Annotated in this window: 21 protein-coding genes; 10 read left to right on the forward strand and 11 right to left on the reverse strand. The window is 70.5% G+C overall.

Translation table 11 applies throughout. From position 1 onward, the window contains the following. The first annotated feature begins 330 nt into the window (after positions 1–330). Positions 331–1,335, forward strand: a complete 1,005-nt coding sequence (locus CFW40_RS20410; RefSeq protein ID WP_088799245.1) for a bifunctional lytic transglycosylase/C40 family peptidase — start codon at positions 331–333, stop codon at positions 1,333–1,335. A gap of 208 nt (positions 1,336–1,543) precedes the next feature. Next, positions 1,544–2,263, forward strand: a complete 720-nt coding sequence (locus tag CFW40_RS20415; protein ID WP_088799246.1) for a phosphatase PAP2 family protein — start codon at positions 1,544–1,546, stop codon at positions 2,261–2,263. 129 nt (positions 2,264–2,392) lie between these two features. On the opposite strand, the gene CFW40_RS20420 is transcribed toward CFW40_RS20415, so the two are convergent. Both CFW40_RS20420 and CFW40_RS20425 read right to left on the reverse strand, forming a co-directional pair. Further along, positions 2,393–4,015, reverse strand: coding sequence for an FAD-binding oxidoreductase (locus tag CFW40_RS20420; RefSeq protein WP_088799247.1), 1,623 nt, complete (start codon positions 4,013–4,015; stop codon positions 2,393–2,395). A 254-nt stretch (positions 4,016–4,269) separates the two neighbouring features. After that, the gene (locus CFW40_RS20425; RefSeq protein ID WP_088799248.1) at positions 4,270–4,461 is read right to left on the reverse strand and encodes a hypothetical protein; all 192 of its coding nucleotides are present in this window, start codon (positions 4,459–4,461) and stop codon (positions 4,270–4,272) included. A 173-nt stretch (positions 4,462–4,634) separates the two neighbouring features. On the opposite strand from CFW40_RS20425, the gene CFW40_RS20430 reads away from it, so the two are divergent. Both CFW40_RS20430 and CFW40_RS20435 read left to right on the forward strand, forming a co-directional pair. Continuing rightward, positions 4,635–5,495 carry a hypothetical protein gene (locus tag CFW40_RS20430; protein ID WP_088799249.1) on the forward strand — a complete coding sequence of 287 codons (861 nt, stop codon included), beginning with the start codon at positions 4,635–4,637 and terminating at the stop codon, positions 5,493–5,495. A gap of 146 nt (positions 5,496–5,641) precedes the next feature. Continuing rightward, complete coding sequence (locus CFW40_RS20435) at positions 5,642–5,863, forward strand: hypothetical protein (protein WP_371127189.1); 222 nt, start codon at positions 5,642–5,644, stop codon at positions 5,861–5,863. Between the two features lie 11 nt (positions 5,864–5,874). On the opposite strand, the gene CFW40_RS38180 is transcribed toward CFW40_RS20435, so the two are convergent. Next, positions 5,875–6,291 carry a metal-sensitive transcriptional regulator gene (locus CFW40_RS38180; protein WP_088799250.1) on the reverse strand — a complete coding sequence of 139 codons (417 nt, stop codon included), beginning with the start codon at positions 6,289–6,291 and terminating at the stop codon, positions 5,875–5,877. Positions 6,292–6,485: 194 nt separating this feature from the next. Between CFW40_RS38180 and CFW40_RS20445 the strand changes: the two genes are divergently transcribed. Continuing rightward, positions 6,486–7,106, forward strand: coding sequence for a DUF47 domain-containing protein (locus tag CFW40_RS20445; RefSeq protein ID WP_042162406.1), 621 nt, complete (start codon positions 6,486–6,488; stop codon positions 7,104–7,106). Between the two features lie 9 nt (positions 7,107–7,115). Beyond that, positions 7,116–8,114, forward strand: a complete 999-nt coding sequence (locus CFW40_RS20450) for an inorganic phosphate transporter (RefSeq protein WP_088799251.1) — start codon at positions 7,116–7,118, stop codon at positions 8,112–8,114. A gap of 175 nt (positions 8,115–8,289) precedes the next feature. On the opposite strand, the gene pstB is transcribed toward CFW40_RS20450, so the two are convergent. The 4 genes from pstB to pstS all read right to left on the reverse strand — a co-directional run bounded on the left by pstB (position 8,290) and on the right by pstS (position 12,426). After that, positions 8,290–9,066 (reverse strand): phosphate ABC transporter ATP-binding protein PstB, encoded by a 777-nt coding sequence (pstB, locus tag CFW40_RS20455; RefSeq protein WP_088799252.1) that lies wholly within the window; start codon positions 9,064–9,066, stop codon positions 8,290–8,292. A gap of 33 nt (positions 9,067–9,099) precedes the next feature. Beyond that, positions 9,100–10,179 (reverse strand): phosphate ABC transporter permease PstA, encoded by a 1,080-nt coding sequence (gene pstA, locus CFW40_RS20460; RefSeq protein ID WP_088799253.1) that lies wholly within the window; start codon positions 10,177–10,179, stop codon positions 9,100–9,102. Next, on the reverse strand, positions 10,176–11,174 hold the full coding sequence (gene pstC, locus CFW40_RS20465) for a phosphate ABC transporter permease subunit PstC (RefSeq protein WP_088799254.1): 999 nt from the start codon (positions 11,172–11,174) through the stop codon (positions 10,176–10,178). Before pstC ends, pstA begins: the two co-directional genes overlap by 4 nt. A gap of 130 nt (positions 11,175–11,304) precedes the next feature. Continuing rightward, complete coding sequence (gene pstS, locus CFW40_RS20470) at positions 11,305–12,426, reverse strand: phosphate ABC transporter substrate-binding protein PstS (protein WP_088799255.1); 1,122 nt, start codon at positions 12,424–12,426, stop codon at positions 11,305–11,307. A gap of 444 nt (positions 12,427–12,870) precedes the next feature. Between pstS and CFW40_RS20475 the strand changes: the two genes are divergently transcribed. Further along, positions 12,871–13,956 carry a C40 family peptidase gene (locus CFW40_RS20475; RefSeq protein WP_256331361.1) on the forward strand — a complete coding sequence of 362 codons (1,086 nt, stop codon included), beginning with the start codon at positions 12,871–12,873 and terminating at the stop codon, positions 13,954–13,956. A gap of 327 nt (positions 13,957–14,283) precedes the next feature. Further along, complete coding sequence (locus tag CFW40_RS20480; RefSeq protein ID WP_088799256.1) at positions 14,284–15,723, forward strand: PP2C family protein-serine/threonine phosphatase; 1,440 nt, start codon at positions 14,284–14,286, stop codon at positions 15,721–15,723. Positions 15,724–15,847: 124 nt separating this feature from the next. Here CFW40_RS20480 and CFW40_RS20485 read toward each other — a convergent pair whose 3' ends face one another. The 4 genes from CFW40_RS20485 to CFW40_RS20500 all read right to left on the reverse strand — a co-directional run bounded on the left by CFW40_RS20485 (position 15,848) and on the right by CFW40_RS20500 (position 18,730). After that, positions 15,848–16,192, reverse strand: coding sequence for a DUF2516 family protein (locus tag CFW40_RS20485; protein ID WP_088799257.1), 345 nt, complete (start codon positions 16,190–16,192; stop codon positions 15,848–15,850). A 187-nt stretch (positions 16,193–16,379) separates the two neighbouring features. After that, entirely contained in the window at positions 16,380–17,054 is a 675-nt protein-coding gene (locus tag CFW40_RS20490) for a hypothetical protein (RefSeq protein ID WP_088799258.1), read from the reverse strand. 32 nt (positions 17,055–17,086) lie between these two features. Beyond that, the gene (locus tag CFW40_RS20495) at positions 17,087–17,533 is read right to left on the reverse strand and encodes a helix-turn-helix domain-containing protein (RefSeq protein WP_088799259.1); all 447 of its coding nucleotides are present in this window, start codon (positions 17,531–17,533) and stop codon (positions 17,087–17,089) included. 135 nt (positions 17,534–17,668) lie between these two features. Beyond that, entirely contained in the window at positions 17,669–18,730 is a 1,062-nt protein-coding gene (locus CFW40_RS20500; RefSeq protein WP_088799260.1) for a helix-turn-helix transcriptional regulator, read from the reverse strand. Between the two features lie 68 nt (positions 18,731–18,798). On the opposite strand from CFW40_RS20500, the gene CFW40_RS20505 reads away from it, so the two are divergent. Both CFW40_RS20505 and CFW40_RS20510 read left to right on the forward strand, forming a co-directional pair. Then, a complete protein-coding gene (locus CFW40_RS20505; protein ID WP_176956439.1) occupies positions 18,799–20,028 on the forward strand; it encodes an MFS transporter in 1,230 nt (409 codons plus the stop codon). A gap of 216 nt (positions 20,029–20,244) precedes the next feature. Further along, complete coding sequence (locus tag CFW40_RS20510; RefSeq protein WP_088799261.1) at positions 20,245–20,655, forward strand: RidA family protein; 411 nt, start codon at positions 20,245–20,247, stop codon at positions 20,653–20,655. Positions 20,656–20,771: the final 116 nt, after the last annotated feature.

Raw genomic sequence — 20,771 nt, forward strand, 5'->3', positions numbered from 1 at the left:
TCACCGTGTGTATCACGGGGGTCACCCCTGGGCAATGATCATCGGAAAGAGTGGTGGCCGGTCCGGCGTGCCGTTGCGGCCGGGGCCGTTCGGGTGGCGGTCATCTGCTGTCATGGTGCCGGTCGGCGGACCTCGTTCCGCCGCGGCGCTCTTGATGAGTGTCGCTCATCCGGCGGTGTTCCGGGGGCCGTCGGGAGCAGCGTCCGCCCCCGGGCCGGAGCGCCCCCTGCGCCGGGTCATGCGCCGCCGTGCCGCGCCGGAGCGGCACGGCGCGCGCGGAGCGGCCGGAAAAAGGCAGTGAACCGGGGCTGAATGGGGGAGGGTTGGGGCGTGCGGAAATTCTGGGTGGCCGGAGGGCTCGGGACAGGGCTGGTGCTCTGCTTGCTCGGGCTGCTTGTGATCGGTACGTACACGGTGGCGGCCCGGCTGGCCGGGGCCGGCGGGCGGGCGCTCGGGCTGGCGAAGGGGGCGGTGCCGGCCGAGTACCAGCCCCTGGTGCAGAAGTGGGGGACGCTCTGTCCGGCGATAAGTCCCGCGCTGCTGGCGGCGCAGCTCTACCAGGAGAGCGGGTGGAACCCGCGGGCGCAGAGCCCGGCGGCCGCTCAGGGCATGGCGCAGTTCATCCCGGGGACCTGGCAGACGCACGGCGTCGACGGGAACGGCGACGGCAAGAAGGACGTGTGGGACCCGCAGGACGCGATCGCGTCGGCGGCCTCGTACGACTGCGAGCTGGCCGGCTATGTGAAGAGCGCGCCGGGCAACGCCACGCACAACATGCTCGCGGCGTACAACGCGGGGGCGTACCGCGTGATCCAGTACAACGGGGTGCCGCCGTACCGCGAGACCCGGAACTACGTGAAGACGATCACGACGCTCGCGAAGAGCTTCGAGGCGCCCTCGGGTCCGGTGGCGCCGTCGAAGCAGGCCGCGGGGGCGATCTACTTCGCGCAGGAGAAGCTCGGCACGCGCTATCTGTGGGGTGGTACGGGAACGGCGGCGCAGGGCGGGCGGTTCGACTGTTCGGGGCTGACCCAGGCGGCGTACCGCTCCGTGGGCATCGAGCTGCCGCGGGTGGCGAACGACCAGTGGAACGCCGGACCGCATCCGAAGCGGGACGAGCTGCTGCCGGGGGACCTGGTGTTCTTCGCCTACAACCTCAAGGACCCGCGGTCGATCCACCATGTGGGGCTCTATGTGGGTGGTGGGTACATGATCAATGCGCCGTACACCGGGGCCGTGATCCGGTTCGACAAGATCGATACGCCGGACTACATCGGTGCCACCCGCGTCACGTCCGATGGCGCAAAAGCGCTGCCCGGTGCGAACGCTGCGTGAACATAGGGCCCTGAACTGCAGTGATGAATCAAGCTTCGATAACGTCCTGGTGATCATCCGGTAGAGAGTGGAACGGCTGGGGTGGACATCGCGTTTCCTTGGCGTGGGGACGTAGCGGAGCAGTTCGACACGGCACACGCTCGACGACCACGGGGGCAGGCAGCACACGACGGCGCTCGCGCGCGCGAAAGATAAGGGGCCGCGGCAGATGGCTGGACTCGCACTCGAGGGGCCGAACCCCGATGTCGACGTGCTCGACGGCATCAACGGTCTCGCGAAGGACGCCCCCCACTGGGTCAACAAGGCCATGGAGTACATCGGCGAGTACGGCATCATCGCCGGCCTCGGGGTGCTGTGTCTGATCGCCTGGTGGTCCGCGCGCCGCCGGCCGGGCGCACCGTCGGCCGTCGCGGGCCTGATGTGGGCGCCGCTGGCCGCGGGCCTCGCGCTGCTGGCCAACATCCCGATCCGGAACTTCGTCGAGCGGCCCCGGCCGTTCAAGGACCACGCCGGGCTGGAAGTGCTGATCCCCGGCAAGAGCGACTTCTCGTTCGTGAGCGATCACGCGACGCTCACCATGGCGGTCGGCGTCGGCCTGTTCCTCGCCCACCGCAAATACGGCCTGATCGGGATCGCGCTGGCGCTCGCGGAGGGCTTCTGCCGCGTCTACATGGGCGTGCACTACCCGACCGATGTGATCGGCGGCTTCGCGCTGGGCACCGCCGTCGCGCTGCTGCTCGCGCCGCTCGCGCAGGCGCTGCTGGTGCCGCTGACGACGGCGATCGCCCGGTCGAAGCTGGCCTGGCTGGTGCGGGCACCGGGTGCGGACGGCTCCGCGGGGCCGGACGCCGAGGGCGGCCGGGTGGTGGCCACCGGCTCGGCGATGGGGCGGGGACAGAAGGAGCGGGACAAGGACCTGGCGGCCTGAGGGAGCGCCGGACCGGGTGGCACGCACCGGTCCGGCGGCCCCAGGGAGCGATGACCTGGCGGATGCGGACGGCCCGGACCCCTCGCGGGGGCCGGGCCGTCCGTGTGTCCGCCGGTGTGCCGGGCGGTGTCAGAGCGCCTGCGGGAAGGTGCTGAACAGCCGCTGCGGGTCGTAGGTGCGCTTGACCTGGGCGAGCCGGGTGGCGGCGGCGCCGTAGTAGGCGGACTTCCAGTCGGTCAGGCCGGGGTCGGTGTAGTTCTGGTAGGCGGCGCCCGAGGAGTAACGGCGCATCGCGTCATGGAAGGAATTCAGCCACGCTGTGCGGGTGGCGGACGACCCTCCCCCAGCCGGCCAGGACGTCAAGTACTGGGCGAGGAACCGCGAGCCGCGGTGGACGAAGGCGGTGTCGGTGCGCCCGACGCGGTTGACCGCGCCGCCCAGCGCCGTCAGCGCCACGTTGCCGGCCACGCCCTTGCGGCCGCCCGCCTCGATCTGGTCCATCAGCGTGCGGATGCCGGCCGTGGACAGCGAGCGGTCGAAGAAGTGCGAGCGGGCCGCGTAGGTCTCGCGGCCCAGCTGCCCGGCGCCGGTGTGGCCGGGCAGCGAACCCGGCATATGGCACTGGGCGGTGGACTTGGAGGAGCAGCCCGCGTACGACTCCATCGCGTCCAGGTAGCCGGTCGGCGTGAGGTGGACGCTCTTGGCGGGGCCGGGGCCGCCCGGCTGGTCGGCGAGCTTGTCGAGGGCGTTCTTCAGGTCGCCGTAGCTGCCCAGGGAGAAGGCCGCGACGGAGACCGACGGGGTGTTGCCGGGGCGGGCGTCGAGATGGCAGGCGGACCAGATCTCGTCGGCCTGCACCGGCCCCCACTTCTGCCAGGACGCCACGACCTTCGCCGCCTTGGACCACGGCCAGGTGAGGTACGCCATCACCGCGCGGGGCGCCGGATGCGTACGGAAGCGGAGTTCGGTCACCACGCCGAAGTTGCCGTTGCCGGCGCCGCGCAGCGCCCAGAACAGGTCGGAATGGCGGCTCTTGTCGCAGTCGACGGTCTTGCCGTCGGCCGTGACCAGGGTGGCGCCGACGAGGCTGTCGCAGGTCAGCCCGTACGCACGGGAGACCACGCCATGGCCGCCGCCGAGGGTGAGGCCGGATATGCCGACGGTGGGGCAGGAGCCCCCGGGTATCGTCACGCCGTGCGCCCCGAGGCCTTCGTAGACGTCGATGAGCTTGGCGCCGGCGCCGATGGCGGTGGTGCCGCCGGACGGCGCGCCGACCTTGGAGAGCGCGGAGACGTCGATGACGAGCTTGCCGTTGCCGCTGGACCAGCCGGCGTAGGAGTGGCCGCCGCTGCGGATGGCGACCGGGGTGTCGTTGCGCCGGGCGAAGGCGAGGCATTCGGCGATGTCCGCTGGGTGCTCGACGTAGGCGATGGCTGCCGGCTTCAGCGTGTCGTAGCGGGTGTTGTACAGGCGGCGGGCGGTCGCGTAGGCGGCGTCGGAGGCCCGCACCAGCTTGCCGTCCAGGCTCTTGCCCAGCGCGGTCCAGGAGGCCTGGGAGGCCCGGCTGTGGACGGCGGCCCCCGCGGAGGAGGCCGCATTGGTCTGTGCCGCAGCGGTGCCGGTCGCGGCGCCGGTGTCCGAGGCGGAGGACGCCGCACCCGCCTTGCCGGTCTTGTTGTCGCAGCCGGTGGCCAGGGCCGCCGAGGCCGCCGCCAGTCCGCCGCCCGCCTGCAGGAGTGTGCGCCGCTTCACTGGGATGAATCCCCCTCGATGTCGTGGATACGGTCCTGCCCCGCCTGCCGTCGGCCCGGCCGCAGGTCACGGGGCGCGTGCAGGGAAGGCCGCACCGGACGGCCGCGGCGGCGTCTGCCCTCGCGTTCCGCTGTGCCCGGGATTGCTCCGCACTGTCCGGTGTCGTCCGTGCCGTCCGTTACCGGTGCGGTGCGCGTACTCCCCTCACTAGGCAGATGCCGTAAGGGCGTTGGGGGTTCCCGGAACGGACTCTCTCATTCCGAGGGGCGCTCGGGGTCGGTGCCCGCACCCGGTCCGGCGGCCACGTCGGCCAGATGGCGCTCGGCGTCCGTACGCGCCTGAGAGCGGGCACGACGGGCCGGACCCCGCCAGCCGCAGGTGCAGCGGGCCGTGCAGAAGGAACCGCTCTCGGTGGTGAAGGTCGTATGGGGAGCTCGGTGGGGCACCCCGTCACGCTACGCGTGCCAGGTGCCCTTGCGTGACGAGCCCCCTTGACGGTCGTTGAACCGGGCGGTCGACGGAACGTCAGATGCGGCGGTGGCGGACCGGGTGACCCTCCCGAGCGGACCGGCCGGCCCAGGCCGTTCCCGAAGACAGCGGCCGAGGGGGCTCGTACGCGATGGTGGTGCAGGAGTGGCGAGGCGGCGGCGTGGTCGTCGTGGCCGTGGCGTGCGGGACGGGTCTGGCGGTCGGGCTGCTGACGACGGGCTGTTCGCCGGACGGAGCCGCGGCCGACGACCAGGAGCCGTCCGGCCGGTCCGCTGCCGCCGCGGAGGTCAAAGGCAGCGCCGCCGCCCTGCTGCGAGCCGGCTCCGCCAGGCTCCGTACGTCCATGGAGACGGTCAGCGGCGGTACCCGGGTCGCCATCCGGGGCACCGGCGGCTACGACTTCGCCACGAGCACGGGCCGGCTGCGGGTCGTCCTGCCCGATCCCGCGGGCCGGACCGGCGGCGGCCATCAGCCGGTCACCGAGATCCTTGCGCCCGGTGCGCTGTTCATGAAGAACCGCGGGGCCGGGGTGCCCGCCGACAAGTGGGTGCGGGTGGCCACCGCCGCCTTGAGCGACGGGAATCTGGTCACCGGCGGGGCGACCGATCCGCTGGCCGCGGCGGAACTTCTGCGCGGCGCACGGGAGGTGACGTACCAGGGCGAGGAGCGGCTGGACGGCGTGCGGGTGCGGCACTACCGCGGGACGACGGACATCCAGGCGGCCGCCCAGCAGGCGTCACCGCGTACGAGGCCCGCGCTGGTCGCCGCGGAGCAGGGGTTCACCACCGACGCGGTGCCGTTCGAGGTGTATCTGGACGAGGACGGGCGGCTGCGCAAGGTGCGCCAGTGGTTCCGCTATGCCAACGGTGCGCCGAAGGGGGCCGCGGTGACGTCCACCACGGAGCTTTCGGATTTCGGGACAAGGGTCGTGGTCCGCCTGCCGGACGAACGCGACATCTACGCGGGGAAGATCGCTTCGCCCGCGCCGTAGGGCCGGGTGCGGCGGTGCGGCAGGGCATGTGACGGGGGCGCTTGCCGGATGGCGGAAATGGTCCATCCGTGCCATGCCCGGAGCGTGCGCCCGTCCTTACGCTGACGGTAACCACCCAAGGCGTGGGAAGGCGCTCGAAGGAGGAGGTGTTGTACGTGGCCGGACACCGCCCTACGACGGTCCAGGACTACGTAGCCCTCGTCGAGATCGACCTGGCCGGTGAGTTGATGATCGCGGCCGCGGCCGCAAGTGAGGACCGGCTCAGCCCGGACCGCATCGACGAGGTGCTGGAGGTCGACGGGGAGGGCGGCGACGGCACGGACCGGGCGTGCCACCGGCTCGGGCCCGCGGGATGCCCTCCCGGCTAGTGCGGGCCGGCTCAGGTGCGCAGCATCCGCTCGATGGCCTTGGTGGCCTCCTGGACCTTGGCGTCGATGGCCTCGGGGCCCTTGACCGCTGCGTCGGCGACGCAGTGCCGCAGATGTTCCTCCAGCAGCTGGAGGCCGAAGGACTGCAGGCCCTTCGTGCTCGCCGAGACCTGGGTGAGTATGTCGATGCAGTAGACGTCTTCTTCGAGCATCCGCTGCAGTCCGCGGATCTGGCCCTCGATCCGGCGCAGTCGCTTGATGTGTGCATCCTTCTGCTGTGCGTAGCCGTGGGGGCCGGATGTCGCCGAAGTCTCTGCGTTATCGGTCACGGTTTGAGCTGCGCCCCGGGGGTCGGTGTCCGGCTGCCGGGGGTGGCAGGCCGCGGCGGCTGCGGCGCTGCCGGTGGTGTCGGCGTCCGTGGTCGTCATGGCCGTCTCCCGTGGTATCTAGGCGATCTATATACCCCTGGTGGGTATATGGTACCGAACTTTGCGGGCACCTGTGGTACCCCGTGCAGAGCATGCTGCACGATGGGCGACACTGAAGGAATGCCGGTTAGCTGTGGCTGGATGATGCGCCTAGCATCAACTCGACCGAATCCGATGCACCCCGAGGATTTCACGTGCGCTTTCGTCTGACCCCCAGGGAGACGAGCTTCTACGACATGTTCGCCGCCTCCGCGGACAACATCGTCACGGGCTCCAAGCTCCTGATGGAACTGCTCGGGGCGGACGCCTCCGCTCGTGCAGAGATCGCCGAGCGGATGCGGGCGGCGGAGCACGCGGGTGACGACGCGACCCACGCGATCTTCCACCAGCTGAACTCCTCGTTCATCACGCCGTTCGACCGCGAGGACATCTACAACCTCGCCTCGTCGCTCGACGACATCATGGACTTCATGGAAGAGGCGGTCGACCTGGTCGTCCTCTACAAGGTCGAGGAGCTGCCCAAGGGCATCGACCAGCAGATCGAGGTGCTGGCGCGGGCGGCCGAGCTGACCGCCGAGGCCATGCCGCATCTGCGGACCATGACCAACCTCACCGAGTACTGGATCGAGGTCAACCGCCTGGAGAACCAGGCCGACCAGATCCACCGCAAGCTGCTTGCGCACCTCTTCAACGGCAAGTACGACGCCATCGAGGTCCTCAAGCTCAAGCAGATCGTGGACATCCTGGAAGAGGCGGCGGACGCGTTCGAGCATGTCGCCAACACGGTCGAGACCATCGCGGTCAAGGAGTCCTGAGCGCCGCCCATGGAGACCTTCGCGCTCGTCGTGACCATTGCGGTCGCGCTCGGATTCACCTATACCAACGGCTTCCACGACTCCGCGAACGCCATCGCGACCTCGGTCTCGACGCGGGCACTGACCCCGCGCGCGGCGCTGGCGATGGCCGCCGTGATGAACCTCGCCGGTGCGTTTCTCGGCAGCGGGGTCGCCAAGACGGTCAGCGAAGGGCTGATCGCCACTCCCCAGGGCAACCAGGGGATGGGCATTCTCTTTGCCGCGCTGCTCGGCGCGGTGGTCTGGAACCTCGTCACCTGGTACTTCGGCCTGCCGTCCTCGTCCTCGCACGCCTTGTTCGGCGGCATGGTCGGTGCGGCGCTCGCCGGTGGCACCAAGGTCATCTGGGGCGGCGTGATCGAGAAGGTCGTCCTGCCGATGTTCATCTCGCCGGTGATCGGCCTGGTGCTCGGCTATCTGGTGATGGTCGTCATCCTGTGGATGTTCCGTAAGTCCAACCCGCACAAGGCCAAGCGCGGCTTCCGCATAGCCCAGACCGTCTCGGCCGCCGGTATGGCGCTCGGACACGGTCTGCAGGACGCCCAGAAGACCATGGGTGTCGTGGTGATGGCCCTGGTCATCGCCGATGTCGAGGACGCGAACGACGCCATCCCGATCTGGGTCAAGCTGGCCTGTGCGCTCACCCTGTCGCTGGGCACGTACGCGGGTGGCTGGCGCATCATGCGCACCCTGGGCCGCCGCATCATCGAGCTGGACCCGCCGCAGGGCTTCGCCGCGGAGACCACCGCGGCCTCGGTCATGTACACCGCGTCGTTCATGTTCCAGGCGCCGATCTCCACGACCCATGTCATCACCTCCGCGATCATGGGTGTGGGCTCGACCAAGGGCTCGCGCGCGGTGCGCTGGGGCGTCGCCAAGAACATCGTGATGGGCTGGTTCATCACCATGCCGGCGGCGGCGCTGGTCGCGGCGCTCGCGTTCTGGCTGATCCGGCTGGCCTTCGGCTGACCGGCCCGGCCGCCGGGCGCAGGAAAACAGCGCATCCGGCAGCACTCGGAGCACACAGAATGGGCCCGCCCCCGGGAAGAGGGGCGGGCCCTTCGCCTTGCGGTGGCACCGCCATGCAGCACCGCAGGACGTGGTGGGGGCGGCCCGGACCGAGCGGCCGGGCCGCGCTCGGCGCTCAGCCGAAGCGGCCGGAGATGTAGTCCTCCGTGGCCTGGACCGACGGGTTGGAGAAGATCCGCTCGGTCTCGTCGATCTCGACCAGCTTGCCGGGCTGCCCGACGGCGGCGAGGTTGAAGAACGCCGTACGGTCCGAGACGCGCGCCGCCTGCTGCATGTTGTGCGTCACGATGACGATCGTGAAGCGCGCCTTGAGCTCGCCGATCAGGTCCTCGATGGCGAGGGTGGAGATCGGGTCGAGCGCCGAGCAGGGCTCGTCCATCAGCAGCACCTGCGGCTCGACGGCTATGGCGCGGGCGATGCACAGCCGCTGCTGCTGGCCGCCGGACAGGCCCGAGCCGGGCTTGTTGAGGCGGTCCTTGACCTCGTTCCAGAGGTTGGCGCCCTTGAGGGACTTCTCGACGATGTCCTTGAGCTCGCTCTTCTTGTACGAGCCGTTCAGCCGCAGACCGGCCGCGACATTGTCGAAGATCGACATCGTGGGGAACGGGTTGGGACGCTGGAAGACCATGCCGACGGTGCGGCGGACGGCGACCGGGTCGACCCCGGAGCCGTAGAGGTTCTCGTCGTCCAGCATCACCTTGCCCTCGACGCGGCCGCCGGGGGTGACCTCGTGCATCCGGTTCAGGGTGCGCAGGAAGGTCGACTTGCCGCAGCCGGACGGGCCGATGAAGGCCGTCACGGAGCGCGGCTCGACGGTCATCGAGATGTCGTCGATGGCCTTGTGGCCGCCGTAGTACGCGGAGAGGCCGCTGACGTCGATTCGCTTGGCCATGGAAATCACTGCTTCTTTCTGTCGCCGGGTGGGTCAGCGGCCGGTTTTGGGGGCCTTCCAGCGGGCAATTCCGCGGGCCACCAGGTTGAGGATCATGACGAAGGCGATGAGGACCAGCGCCGCGGCCCATGCGCGGTCGTACGAGGCCTCGGAACCCTGCTGCCACTGCTGGAAAACGTAGAGCGGCAGCGACTGCTGGGCGTCTTCGAAGGGGTTGTTGTTGATCGTCTTCGCGCCCCACACCAGGAGCAGCACGGGCGCCGTCTCACCGGTGATCCGGGCGATGGAGAGCATCACGCCAGTGGTGATGCCGCCGATCGACGTCGGCAGGACGACCTTGAGGATGGTGCGCCACTTGGGCACGCCGAGGGCGAGTGAGGCCTCGCGCAGCTCGTTCGGGACGAGCTTGAGCATTTCCTCGGTGGAGCGGACCACGACCGGCATCATCAGGATCGCCAGGGACATCGCGCCGGCGAAGCCGGACGGGCCGAAGCCGAGGATCAGGATCCACACGGAGAGGATGAACAGGCCGGCCACGATCGACGGGATGCCGGTCATGACGTCGACGAAGAAGGTGACGGCGCGGGCGAGCCGGCCGCGGCCGTATTCGACGAGGTAGATCGCGGTGAGCAGACCGATCGGCGCGGCGATCAGGGTGGCCAGGCCGACCTGCTCCAGGGTGCCGATGATCGCGTGGTTGATGCCGCCGCCGGGCAGCGCGTCCGGGGTGGTGCCCATGGAGTGGGACAGGAAGTAGCCGTTGAGGACCTTGGTGCCGCGGGCGACGGTCTCCCACAGGAGGGAGGCCAGCGGTACGACGGCGATCAGGAAGGCGATCCAGACCAGGCAGGTGGCCAGCCGGTCCTTGGCCTGCCGGCCGCCCTCGACGGCCGCGGCCAGCGCGAAGGTGCCGAGGACGAAGAGCAGGGCGGCGATCAGGCCCCACTGGACGGTGCTGTCCAGGCCGGCGCCCAGCCCGATGCCGCAGCCCGCACCGGCCGCGACCAGTGCGAGGACCGGCGGGGTCCAGCGGGGGAGCCGGGCCTGCTTGAGCGAGACGGGCAGCGGGGTGTCGCCGTGGGAGACCGCGGGACGGTCGGTCGTGATACTCATGCGGCGGCTCCCGAGTACTCCTTGCGGCGGGCGATGATCAGGCGGGCCGCGCCGTTGACGAGCAGCGTGATCACGAAGAGGACGAGGCCGGAGGCGATCAGGGCGTCCTGGCCGAAGGTGTCGGCCTCGCTGAACTTGCTGGCGATGTTCTGGGCGAAGGTGCCGCCGCCCGGGTCCAGCAGGCTGGTGTTGATGAGGAAGCTGGGCGAGAGGACCGTGGCGACGGCCATCGTCTCGCCGAGCGCACGGCCCAGGCCCAGCATGGAGGCGCTGATGATGCCGGAGCGGCCGAAGGGGAGCACCGACATCCGGATGACTTCCCAGCGGGTGGCGCCGAGCGCCAGCGCGGCCTCCTCGTGCATCTTCGGGGCCTGCAGGAACACCTCGCGGCTGACGCTGGTCACGATCGGCAGGACCATGATCGCGAGCAGGATGCCGACGGTGAACAGCGAACGGGCCGCGCCGCCGTCGTAGGAGAAGATGCCGGTCCAGCCGAGGTAGTCGTCCAGCCAGGTGTAGAGGCCGGTCAGCTGCGGGACGAGGAAGAGCGCGCCCCACAGGCCGTAGATGATGCTGGGCACCGCGGCGAGCAGGTCGATGACGTAGCCGAGCGGTGCGGACAGCTTGCGCGGGGCGTAGTGCGAGATGAACAGCGCGATGCCGACCGCGACCGGGACCGCGATGACCATCGCGACCACCGAGCTGACGACGGTGCCGAAGGCGAGGACCGCGATGCCGAACTTCGGGTCGGTCCCGGTGGCGTTCCAGTCCAGGGTGGTGAAGAAGTTGGCCTTGTCGCCCGAGATGGCGAGCACGGAGCGGTAGGTGAGGAAGACCGCGATGGCGGCCATGATCACCAGGAGGGCGATCCCGGAGCCCCGGGAGAGCCCGAGGAAGATCCGGTCACCGGGGCGGACCGCCTTGCCGGAGACCGCGGAGCGGCCGTCGTTCCCTGGCAGGGGCGGGGTATCGGTGGGTGAGGTAGCTGAATTCATGGATTCTCCGGTCTGCGGAGCCCGGCGGGGGCTCACGGCGCGGCGGTGCACCGGACGGGCGGCGGCCCGAAAGGGGCCCTGGTGAAGGGGCCCCTTTGGCCTGGCGGTCTGCGGGCCGCCGCCCGGTGGGTCAGGAGAGCGTGGTGACGGTCTTGCGGACCTTGTCGGCGATCTCGGGGGGCAGCGGGGCGTAGCCGAGCTGCTTGAGCGCGCTCTGGCCGTCCTTGCTGGCGATGTAGGTCAGGAAGGACTTGGTGGCGGCCAGCGTCGCGGGCTTGTTGCCCTTGTCGCAGGCGATCTCGTTGGTCACCAGGGTGATCGGGTAGGCGCCCTCGGCCTTGGTGGTGTAGTTGAGCTTCAGGGCCAGGTCGTTGCCCTTGCCGGCCGGCGTGGCCTCGGAGATGGCCTTGGAGGCGTTGTCGACGGTGGCGTCGACGGGGGCCTTGGCGCCGGTGTTCAGCTTGACCGTCGGGATCTTGCCGGCCGTGGCGTACGACAGCTCGAAGTACGAGATCGCGCCGCTGGTCTGCTTGACCTGCGAGGAGACGCCGGCCGAGCCGGAGGCCGCCTGGCCGCCCGTGCCCTCCCACTTCTTCGCCGGCTCGTGCTTCCAGTCACCGGGGGCCGCGCCCTTGAGGTACTTGGTGAAGTTGTCGGTGGTGCCCGAGTCGTCCGAGCGGTGGAACGCCTGGATCTTGAGGTCCGGGAGCTTCGCGCCCGGGTTCAGCTTCTTGATCGCGGGGTCGTTCCACTTGGTGATCTTCGAGTCGAAGATCTTCGCCAGGGTCGGGGCGTCCAGCACGAGGTTGTCCACACCGGGCACGTTGTAGCCGATCGCGACCGGACCGCCGACCATCGGCAGGTCGATGGCCTGGCCGCCCTTGCAGACCTGCTTCGACTTGGTGATCTCGTCGGGCTTGAGCGGGGAGTCGGAGCCCGCGAAGGCGGTCTGGCCCTGCAGGAAGGTGGTGACACCCGCGCCGGAGCCGGTCGGCTGGTAGTTGATCTCGGTGCCCTTGCAGGCGCCCGAGTAGGCCTGTACCCAGACGTCCATGGCGTTCTTCTGCGCGGAGGAGCCGGACGCGAGCAGCTTGCCCTTGCCCTCGCACTTGATGTTCGACGGCTTGGCGGCGGCACCGCCGCCGGCGCCGGAGGTGTCGTCGGAGCCGCACGCCGTCAGGGCCAGGGCACCCGAGACGGCGAGAGCGCCAACGGCGAGGGCGCGAACCCGGTTCTTGCGCTGAAGCTTCACTGTCGAAAGTTCCTTCCTGGGGCGCGCCGCTTCGTCGGCGTGCGAGGTGGAGAGTGATCTGAGGGCTATCGCGGTCCGCGATGCCGGAGGGCCGTGTCGCGCTTGCGCATCAGGCGAGGCGCGCACTCGGTACGGCTGAAAGTAGGCAGATCAGGTGAAGCGGCCGATGGAGGGGAGTGAACGCACGGTGAACCTCGGCCATCGGGTGGGTGCGGGGGAGAAGTGCTCGCCAGCCCGTACGAAACGGCCCGTCGCCCTGTTGAATTACCAGCCGGTATGGCAGCATCCGCGCCTGTAGGAATACGCGAATCGGTGCGGAACGACCGGAGGTGGCTGGTGGGGAGCCAGGGGGCACGGCAGGGCGTTCGGGACGTACGGGGTGGGAAGGCCGGGCGGGGGCCGTGGGGTGCAGGGGGGCCATGGGGTGCACGGGGCGGCCGGCTCGTGGCGTGCACCGCCGTCGTCCTGTGCGTGATGGGGCTGCTCGGCGGCACGGCGACGGCCGCCTACGCCGATGATCCGAAGAACCCGCCCGCGGACGCGGGACGGGCCACCGGCGCCGGAAAGGCCGCGGACACCGACGCCGACGCCCGGCGCCTCGACGAGGTCCGCAAAAAGATCGACGCCCTCTACCGCAAGGCCGAGCAGGCCACCGATGCCTATAACGCCGCCAAGGAACAGGTCGATCTCCAGCAGAAGGAGATCGTCAAGCTGGCGCGGAGCATCGACAGCACTCAGCGGCAGCTGGCCAACCTCAAGCGGCGGGCGGGCGCGCTGGCCAGCGCCCAGTACCGCGGCGGCGGAATGCCGGCCGAGGCGAAGCTGATGCTCAACGTCGACCCCGGGGGCTTTCTCGACAATGCCACCCTGGCGCGCAAGGGGCAGCTGGCGGCCAAGCGAATGATCAGCCAACTGTCGCACCTGGAAGGCGACTTGGAGGGCTATTCGGACGCGGCCACGGACCGCTGGGAGAAGCTGGAGGCGAACCGCAAGAAGAAGGAAAGCGCCCAGCGGGACATCAAGAAAAAGATCGACGAGGCAAAGGAGCTGGAATCCCGGCTGGCCGCCAGGGAAAAGGACCGGCTGAAGAAGCTGGAGGACGAGCTGGCCTTCAAGCAGCAGCAGAAGTGGCTGGACTCGGGCGTACTGAAAGACATCAGCAACAAGGCCTCGGCGCTCGGCAAGAAGGCGATTTCGTACGCCACCGCGCAGATCGGCAAGGACTATGTCTGGGGCGCGGAAGGGCCGGACACCTTCGACTGCTCCGGGCTGACCCTGCGGGCGTGGCAGGCCGGCGGCCGGACCATTCCGCGGACCTCGCAGGAGCAGTGGCGCCAACTGCCCCGGGTCGCGCTCAAGGACATGCGGCCGGGCGATCTGATCATTTATTTCTCCGATGCCAGCCATGTCGGGATGTATCTCGGTGACGGCGCGATTGTGCATGCACCGCGGCCCGGCCGGCAGGTCACGATCACCGGCGCCGGCTCGATGCCGATCCTCGGTGTCGTCCGCCCGGACGGTGACGGCTGACACGATGGCGCGGATCACACGCGCGATAAATGACCGGATCGTTTCCTGTCCGAGAGTTGTCGTCGCGTAGCGGAAAGCACCCGGGCGGGGTGATGTTCGTCATTCCGCATTCCGCCCTCCCCAGGTCAAATGGCTTATCGGATGCGGCATATGACGATGGCCGATTGCCGCCGGGCATTCCATCCCACTCCGTACTGGCGCTATGGTCGCCTGGCAGTGCCCGGTGTGCCCCGCTCCGCTGACCGACGAGTGGCGGGAAGCCGGGCACGGTGGTGCGCCGGTCGGCGCTCCGCCGCACCCCTCGGGGGGAGGGAAGGAAGCAGACCCATGCCCGTACCCGTACCGCACCAGCGGGCGGTCGTGCTGCCGCACCAGGCAGGACCGGTGGACGACGCCTGCGCGGACACTGCGCGGGTCGCCGACGCGCCGGGCGCGGGGGACACGACGGCCCAGGGCCTGAGCGCCCCGGCGACCGCCGTGGGCCGGCCGTCGGCCCCTCTGGGCTCCCACGGCTTCCAGAAGCCCGAGCAGCCGCAGCCGGCCGCACAGCCGGTTCCGGCCGACCACCCGCCCGCGCACCAGGGTCTGACCCTGCTCCTCATCGGCGAGGACCCCAACAGCCATGTCCCCGATATGTGGGACTGGGCGGGCCGCAAAGTGCGTCTGCGGACCGCCCGCAACCTCACCGAGGCCGGGCGGCTGCTCACCGACGATGTGCACTGCATCCTGCTCGACCTTCCCCCGCGGGCGCCCGGCGACCGCACGGAACGCGACCCGAGCCGCGGCGACGCCCCCGACGACGAGCTGGGCATGCTGCGCGACGTGCTGCGGATGGCCACCTCGCACGCCGTCCTCGTCCTCACCTACGAGACGGACGCCGAGCGCGCCGCCGACGCCGTCCGCGTCGGCGCCCAGGACTACCTCTTCCGCGACGAGCTGGACGGCGCGGTGCTCAGCCGCGCGGTCCGCTACGCCGTCGAACGCAAACGCGCCGACCTCGCGCAGCGCCAGCTCACCGAGTCGCGGATGCTCGCCCAGGAGAACGCCCGCCTGGAGCGCGGCCTGCTGCCCACGCCCCTGCTCGACGGCTCCAATCTGCGCTTCGCCGCCTGCTACCGCCCCGGCCGCAGCCGTGCGCTGCTCGGCGGCGACTTCTACGACACCGTCCGCACCCCGGACGGCACCGTCCACGCGATGATCGGCGACGTCTGCGGCCACGGCCCCGACGAGGCCGCCCTCGGCGTCGAGCTGCGCATCGCCTGGCGCGCGCTGACCTTCGCCGGTCTCTCCGGCGACGAGCTGCTCGCCACGCTCCAGAAGGTCCTGGAGCACGAGCGGGCGGACGACGAGATCTTCGCGACGCTGTGCACCGTCGACATCTCCGCGGACGGCCGCCGCGCCGGTCTGTGCCTGGCCGGCCACCCCGCACCGCTGCTGGCCCAGGCCGGCCGGCCTCCGCAGCTGCTGCCGTACGAATTCGGCGGCCCGGCGCTCGGCCTGCTGCCGCACGCCCGCTGGCCGCGCCGGCAGGTGGAGCTGGGCGGCTCGTGGAGCCTGATGATGTACACCGACGGCCTGATCGAGGGCCGGATCGGCCAGGGGAACCAGCGCCTCGGCCAGGAAGGCATGACCGAGCTGGTGAGCCGGCAGATGGCCGCCGGCCTCACGGGCGAGGAGCTGCTGGAAGCCTCGGTCAGAGAGGTACGCGATCTGAACGGCGGCGAGCTGACGGACGACGTGGCCGTATTGCTGCTGGACCGGCGGTAGGGCCTACTGCTGCCGGACCGGCGGCAGGGAAGGCCGGGGCATGTGCCGGACTCTCCTCCGGCCGTATTCGGCCGTCTCCGGCGTTCTCCGGGCCTCTCTCGGCCCTTACGCTTCCCGCTCCCGCTCAGCGCCCGCCGTTGTACGGCCCGTACGGCCCGTCCGAGCTGGAGCCCCCGCGCCGGGGCCCGCGGCTGCCGCCGGTGACCTCCCGGAGCGCCGGGCGTACGTCGACGGTGTAGACGATCACTGCGATCACGCCGATGACCGGCAGGAACGACATGAGCGGGAGAATGAACAGCAGCGCCGTGGCCAGGGCGAGGAAGATCAGCCACATGCCCTTGGTCTGCTTGCTCGCGGCGCGATAGGCATCCTCACGGCGCACGGCGGCGTCGATCAGCATCACGGCGGCATAGACGCCCAGGGCGAGCTGCACCCAGCTCAGAATGCTCTGGAACCCGTAAATCAGCACGCCTTACACCGCCCGTTCGCCAGTCGTGTCGTCTCGGTCTGCGGCGGCCCGACTGCCGCCCGTGCGGCCCCACCGTACCCGGACAACGGGCCGGGCACCCGAAGTGTGCCCGGCCCGGCCCGTGAAACGGGGGCCTCGGCGAAGAGTGAGCGGGCTCACTTCGCCTCGTGGGGTGCGCCCGGCGTCCTCACTTGGCGGACGGCGGGGTGCCCTTCTTCGCCGGCGCCGCGGCCGGCTTGCGCTGCGGCGGCGCGGGGGTCGGCTTGCGCTGCGCGACGGGCTTCTTCGTGGCGGCCTGCTTGGGCTGCGCCGAGGGGGTCGCCTTGGTCTCCGCCTTGGCGCCGTTCGTGGTCTGGTTCTTCGTCCCCGTGGTGGCCTGGGCCTTCGCCCCGCTCTTGCCGGCCTGCTTCGGCGCCGGCTCCGGCTCGATCGCCACCGCGAGGTCCTCGACCTGGTCGGCGGCCTCGCCGCGCCAGGTCGCCACCGCGCCACGACCGCGCTCGGCCAGCTCCTCGTACCCCTCACGGGTCTTCACGACGGCCTCGGCCGCGCGGCCCACGCCCTGCAGCGCCAGCTCCTGCGCCTGGTCGCGGACCTTCTTGATGTCGCCGTCCAGCGAGCCCAGCAGCTCGGTCAGCTTCTCCTTGGCGTCCTTGGCCTGCTTGGTGACCAGGGCCTGGACGTCCTTGGGGTCGGTGCTGCGGACGGACTCGAAGCGCTTGGGCGCCTCGACCCGGATCTTCTCGACGAACTGCGGCACCTCGCCGAGCTTCTCGGCAGCCAGGTCGACGGTGCCGGCCAGGGCGTACAGCGGGGTCGCATCGGTCAGGGCCTTGCGGAGGTCATCGGTGGTGATGGCCATGACGTTATTCCTCCTGGAAACGAATCGGTTGCTCAGGTGGCGTGCGGGCCGCCGTCGGCCTCTGTCTCAAGGGAGTCCGTGTCGCGCCCGTCCTCAGGTCCGCTCACAGCGGTGTCCTTGCCGCCGCTCCCGAGCCCGTTCTCCTTGCGGAAGGACTCGTAGATCTGCAGCAGGACCTGCTTCTGTCTCTCGTTCAGCGCCGGGTCGGTGAGTATCGCGGTCTGTACCTCGACCCCGTCCAGACCCTGCCGTTCGTCCAGAATCCCGGCCTGGACGTACAGCGTCTCGGCGGATATCCGCAGCGCCTTGGCGAGCTGCTGCAGAATCTCCGCGCTCGGCTTGCGCAGGCCGCGCTCGATCTGGCTGAGGTACGGGTTGGACACCCCGGCGGCATCCGCGAGCTGCCGCAGACTCAGCTGCGCGGTGCGCCGCTGCTCCCGCAAAAACTCGCCGAGATTGCCGACGTTGAGTGATGCCATACCTCGATGGTGCCGGGAAGTGCTAACTATTGCAAGCGCAGCGCTAGCAGGAGTGGTGTGGAGGGGCGTGGGCGAGGGGGCCGGGCGCGCGAGGTGCCACCGGTCACCGGCCAACGGCCGCCGTTCGGGCGCCTCTCAGCGTGTGCCCTTTCGACGGCCGCACAACGCACCTGACCGATGGCCCCCCGGTTGCGGGTGGCTCCCCGGTTCCGGCTCCCGGTCGCCCACCCCGGCCCCCGAAGCCTCCACCAGCCCCTCCCCGGCCGCCGTCCGCAGGTACAGCACCGACCGCCCGGCCCGCCGCCGGCCCACCAGCCCCGCGTCCAGCAGCACCCGCAGATGCCGTCCCACCGACCCCAGCCCCTGCCCGGTCACGGCGACCAGCTGGGTCGTACTCAGGGGAGTCCCCAGCAGCACCAGCAACCGGGCCCGGGCCGTCCCGATGAGCGCTCCGAGGCCGCCCGGGACGGGCCGCCGGTCGTGGTCCTCGGCGAGTACCCCGAGACACGGGTAGACGACGGCGTACCGCTCGCGCCCCTCCCACGACACCCACCCGGTCCTCGGTGTCACCGGCATGAACAACAGCTCGGCCCCGGTGGCGATCTCCCGCGGCGGATATGCGTGCAGGTTGACCTGGAACCGGCTCTCCCCGAGCCACCGCGTGCCCGGCCGCAGGGAATCCAGCACGGCCGCCCAGCCGCCCTGACTCACCTGTGTGGTCCGGGCGACCATGTCGGCCTCCAGGACGCGCCGCCGACGCTCCCAGTACGGCCGTACGGTCTCGTCCCAGAGGTACGTCAGGAGCGCGGCCCCCCGCTCGGGCAGGTCGTCCCGCTCCAGGGCGGCGGGCAGCGGACCCCGGAGGGACACCCGCAGGTCGGCGCGCGCCTGCTCCGCCCCGGCCGCCTGCACCCGGGCCACGCTCTCCTCGAAGCGCTCCCCGACGCATGAGGTGGGACAGAGGAAGTCGGCGATCCAGGACGTGCCGACGGCCGCCCGCACCAGCAGCGCGGTCACCGGGTCGGCCGCGAGGCGTGCGCGGTAGCCGGGCAGGTGCGCGCGCAGCCAGGCCTCCTCGCCGGGATGGGCGCCGGTCCCCGCGTGCAGCAGTTTCAGGCTCGCGAAGGTCTCGGCGAACGGCGAGAGCACGAACCGACTGCGGGCGAGGGTGTCGGTGTCGATCTGCCATAAGCCCATGCGTACGACCTTTCGCGCGTCGGCGAAACAGTAAACACGGTCCCCGGGCCGCTCCGAGACTCCGGTGCATGCGCAGCTATCGCACCTTGATCCGCACCCCGGAGTTCACCCCGTTCCTGCTCTCCTTCGCCGCCCACGCCGCGGCCCAGACGATCGGCGGCCTGGCCCTCGGCACCCTGGTCTTCCGGGCCACCGGATCCCCGCTCCTGTTGGCGGTGAGCATGTTCGGCCCGCAGCTGGCACAGGTGCTGGGAGCCACCTTCCTGCTCTCGGGCGCCGACCGCCTGCCCCCGCGCGCGGCCCTCACCGGCCTCGCCCTCGCCTTCGCGGCCGGTACGGCGGTGCTCGCGCTGCCCGGCCTGCCGGTCGGGGCGGTCTTCGCCGTCGTACTGGCGCAGGGCCTGATCGCGTCCCTGGGCGGGGGCGTGCGCGCGGGACTGCTGAACGACATCCTGCCCAAGGACGGCTATGTCCTGGGCCGTTCCGTGTTCAACATGCTCTGGGGCTTGATGCAGGTGGCCGGTTTCGCCACGGGCGGCGCGCTGCTGGCGCTCCTGACCCCGGGGAGGTGCCTGCTCCTGGCGGCGGCGCTGTATGTGCTGGCGGCCCTCGGCACCCGTCTGGGCCTCACGGCCCGCCCGCCGCGCTCCTCCGGCCGCCCGTCCGTCTCGGCGACCTGGCGCACCAACGCCCTCCTGTGGTCCTCGCGCCCCCGCCGTCTGACGTACCTGGGCCTGTGGATCCCCAACGGCCTGGTGGTGGGCTGCGATTCGCTCTTCGTCTCCTACGCCCCCGAGGCGGCCGGGACGTTGTTCGCGTGCGGGGCGCTGGGCATGTTCGCGGGTGATGTGACGGTGGGCCGCCTGGTGCCACCGGCGTGGCGTCCCCGCCTCGCGGTCCCGCTGCGCCTGCTGTTGGCGACGCCGTACCTGTGTTTCGCCCTCCGGCCGGGGGTGGCGCTGTCGGCCGTGGCCGTCGCCGTCGCCGCGGTCGGCTTTGCCGCGAGTCTGGTCCTGCAGGAGCGCCTGATGTCCCTCACCCCCGACGACCTCGCGGGCCAGGCCCTCGGCCTGCACTTCGTCGGTATGTCCACCCTGCAGGGCGTCGGCGCCGCTTTGGCGGGCACTCTGGCCCAACTGACCTCCCCGGCCACGGCGATGACGCTGCTGGCGGCCGGCTCGGTCACGGTGACCCTGACCCTCGCGGCGCTGGGCCGGCACGAGGGACGAGGGCGGGTCGTTCCCGATACGCGTCCGGGGGCTGTGCCGGAGCCGGCCGCGGTGGACTACGTGGACTAGACCGTGTCTCTTCGATCAGGTGATTCGTCGAGTTTGGGTACGGGGATCAGTATGCGATGGGTGCTGACGGGCTGACCATGGCAGAGCGATTCGGAGGCCGACGGCAGCGGCCCATCGCGGGAGTTGGCGGACAGGAAATTGCGTCGAACGCGGAGTCGATCTTTGAGAAGGTCGTGAGCGTCCCGGGTCTACCGGGTCTACGGCGAAAGGAAGCCCGTGCCGCGTGCTGTCACGTTGATTCGTTCTGCATCCCTGTCCGATGTTGCCGAGTACTCCTACGCTGCCACGGCCCCGGCCGAGTCGCGGCTGATCTTCCTGGCCGGAGCATGTCCGCTGAATGAGGACGGTTCCACTGCGGCAATCGGAGACGTCGCGGGGCAGGCGGCCAAGGCCGTGGAGAACATGCGGACCGCTCTGGCAGACTCCGGCGCGTCACTCCACGATGTCATCAGCACCCGCGTTCTCGTTGCCTCCCAGCGGCGGGAGGACCTGGTGACGGCGTGGGGGGTTGTCCGGACTGCGTTCGGCGACCACGACGTGCCCAGCACGTTGATGGGTGTCACCGTGCTCGGCTACGACGGCCAGCTCGTAGAGATCGAGGCCATCGCCGCCGTGCTCGATTCCTGAACCGACGGAACATCCCTGCAAGGGCGAACAGCTCTGGAGGGATCGACTGCCTCAAGCGTCGCCCGGACGTCGCCACCCGTTATGGCGGGTTCGCCGTCCGCCATGCCGCGAGCGTG

It is taken from the genome of Streptomyces sp. 2114.4, assembly GCF_900187385.1.
Classification (GTDB): domain Bacteria; phylum Actinomycetota; class Actinomycetes; order Streptomycetales; family Streptomycetaceae; genus Streptomyces; species Streptomyces mooreae.

Excerpts from the sequence above, each read along its gene's own strand:
- CFW40_RS20480 (WP_088799256.1), top strand. The coding sequence starts at position 14,284 with ATGCCCGTACCCGTACCGCACCAGCGGGCGGTCGTGCTGCCGCACCAG.
- CFW40_RS20415 (WP_088799246.1), top strand. The coding sequence starts at position 1,544 with ATGGCTGGACTCGCACTCGAGGGGCCGAACCCCGATGTCGACGTGCTC.
- CFW40_RS20430 (WP_088799249.1), top strand. The coding sequence starts at position 4,635 with ATGGTGGTGCAGGAGTGGCGAGGCGGCGGCGTGGTCGTCGTGGCCGTG.
- pstB (WP_088799252.1), bottom strand. The coding sequence starts at position 9,066 with ATGGCCAAGCGAATCGACGTCAGCGGCCTCTCCGCGTACTACGGCGGC.
- CFW40_RS20490 (WP_088799258.1), bottom strand. The coding sequence starts at position 17,054 with ATGGCCATCACCACCGATGACCTCCGCAAGGCCCTGACCGATGCGACC.
- CFW40_RS20495 (WP_088799259.1), bottom strand. The coding sequence starts at position 17,533 with ATGGCATCACTCAACGTCGGCAATCTCGGCGAGTTTTTGCGGGAGCAG.
- CFW40_RS20450 (WP_088799251.1), top strand. The coding sequence starts at position 7,116 with ATGGAGACCTTCGCGCTCGTCGTGACCATTGCGGTCGCGCTCGGATTC.
- CFW40_RS20505 (WP_176956439.1), top strand. The coding sequence starts at position 18,799 with ATGCGCAGCTATCGCACCTTGATCCGCACCCCGGAGTTCACCCCGTTC.
- CFW40_RS38180 (WP_088799250.1), bottom strand. The coding sequence starts at position 6,291 with ATGACGACCACGGACGCCGACACCACCGGCAGCGCCGCAGCCGCCGCG.
- pstC (WP_088799254.1), bottom strand. The coding sequence starts at position 11,174 with ATGAATTCAGCTACCTCACCCACCGATACCCCGCCCCTGCCAGGGAAC.
- CFW40_RS20500 (WP_088799260.1), bottom strand. The coding sequence starts at position 18,730 with ATGGGCTTATGGCAGATCGACACCGACACCCTCGCCCGCAGTCGGTTC.
- pstA (WP_088799253.1), bottom strand. The coding sequence starts at position 10,179 with ATGAGTATCACGACCGACCGTCCCGCGGTCTCCCACGGCGACACCCCG.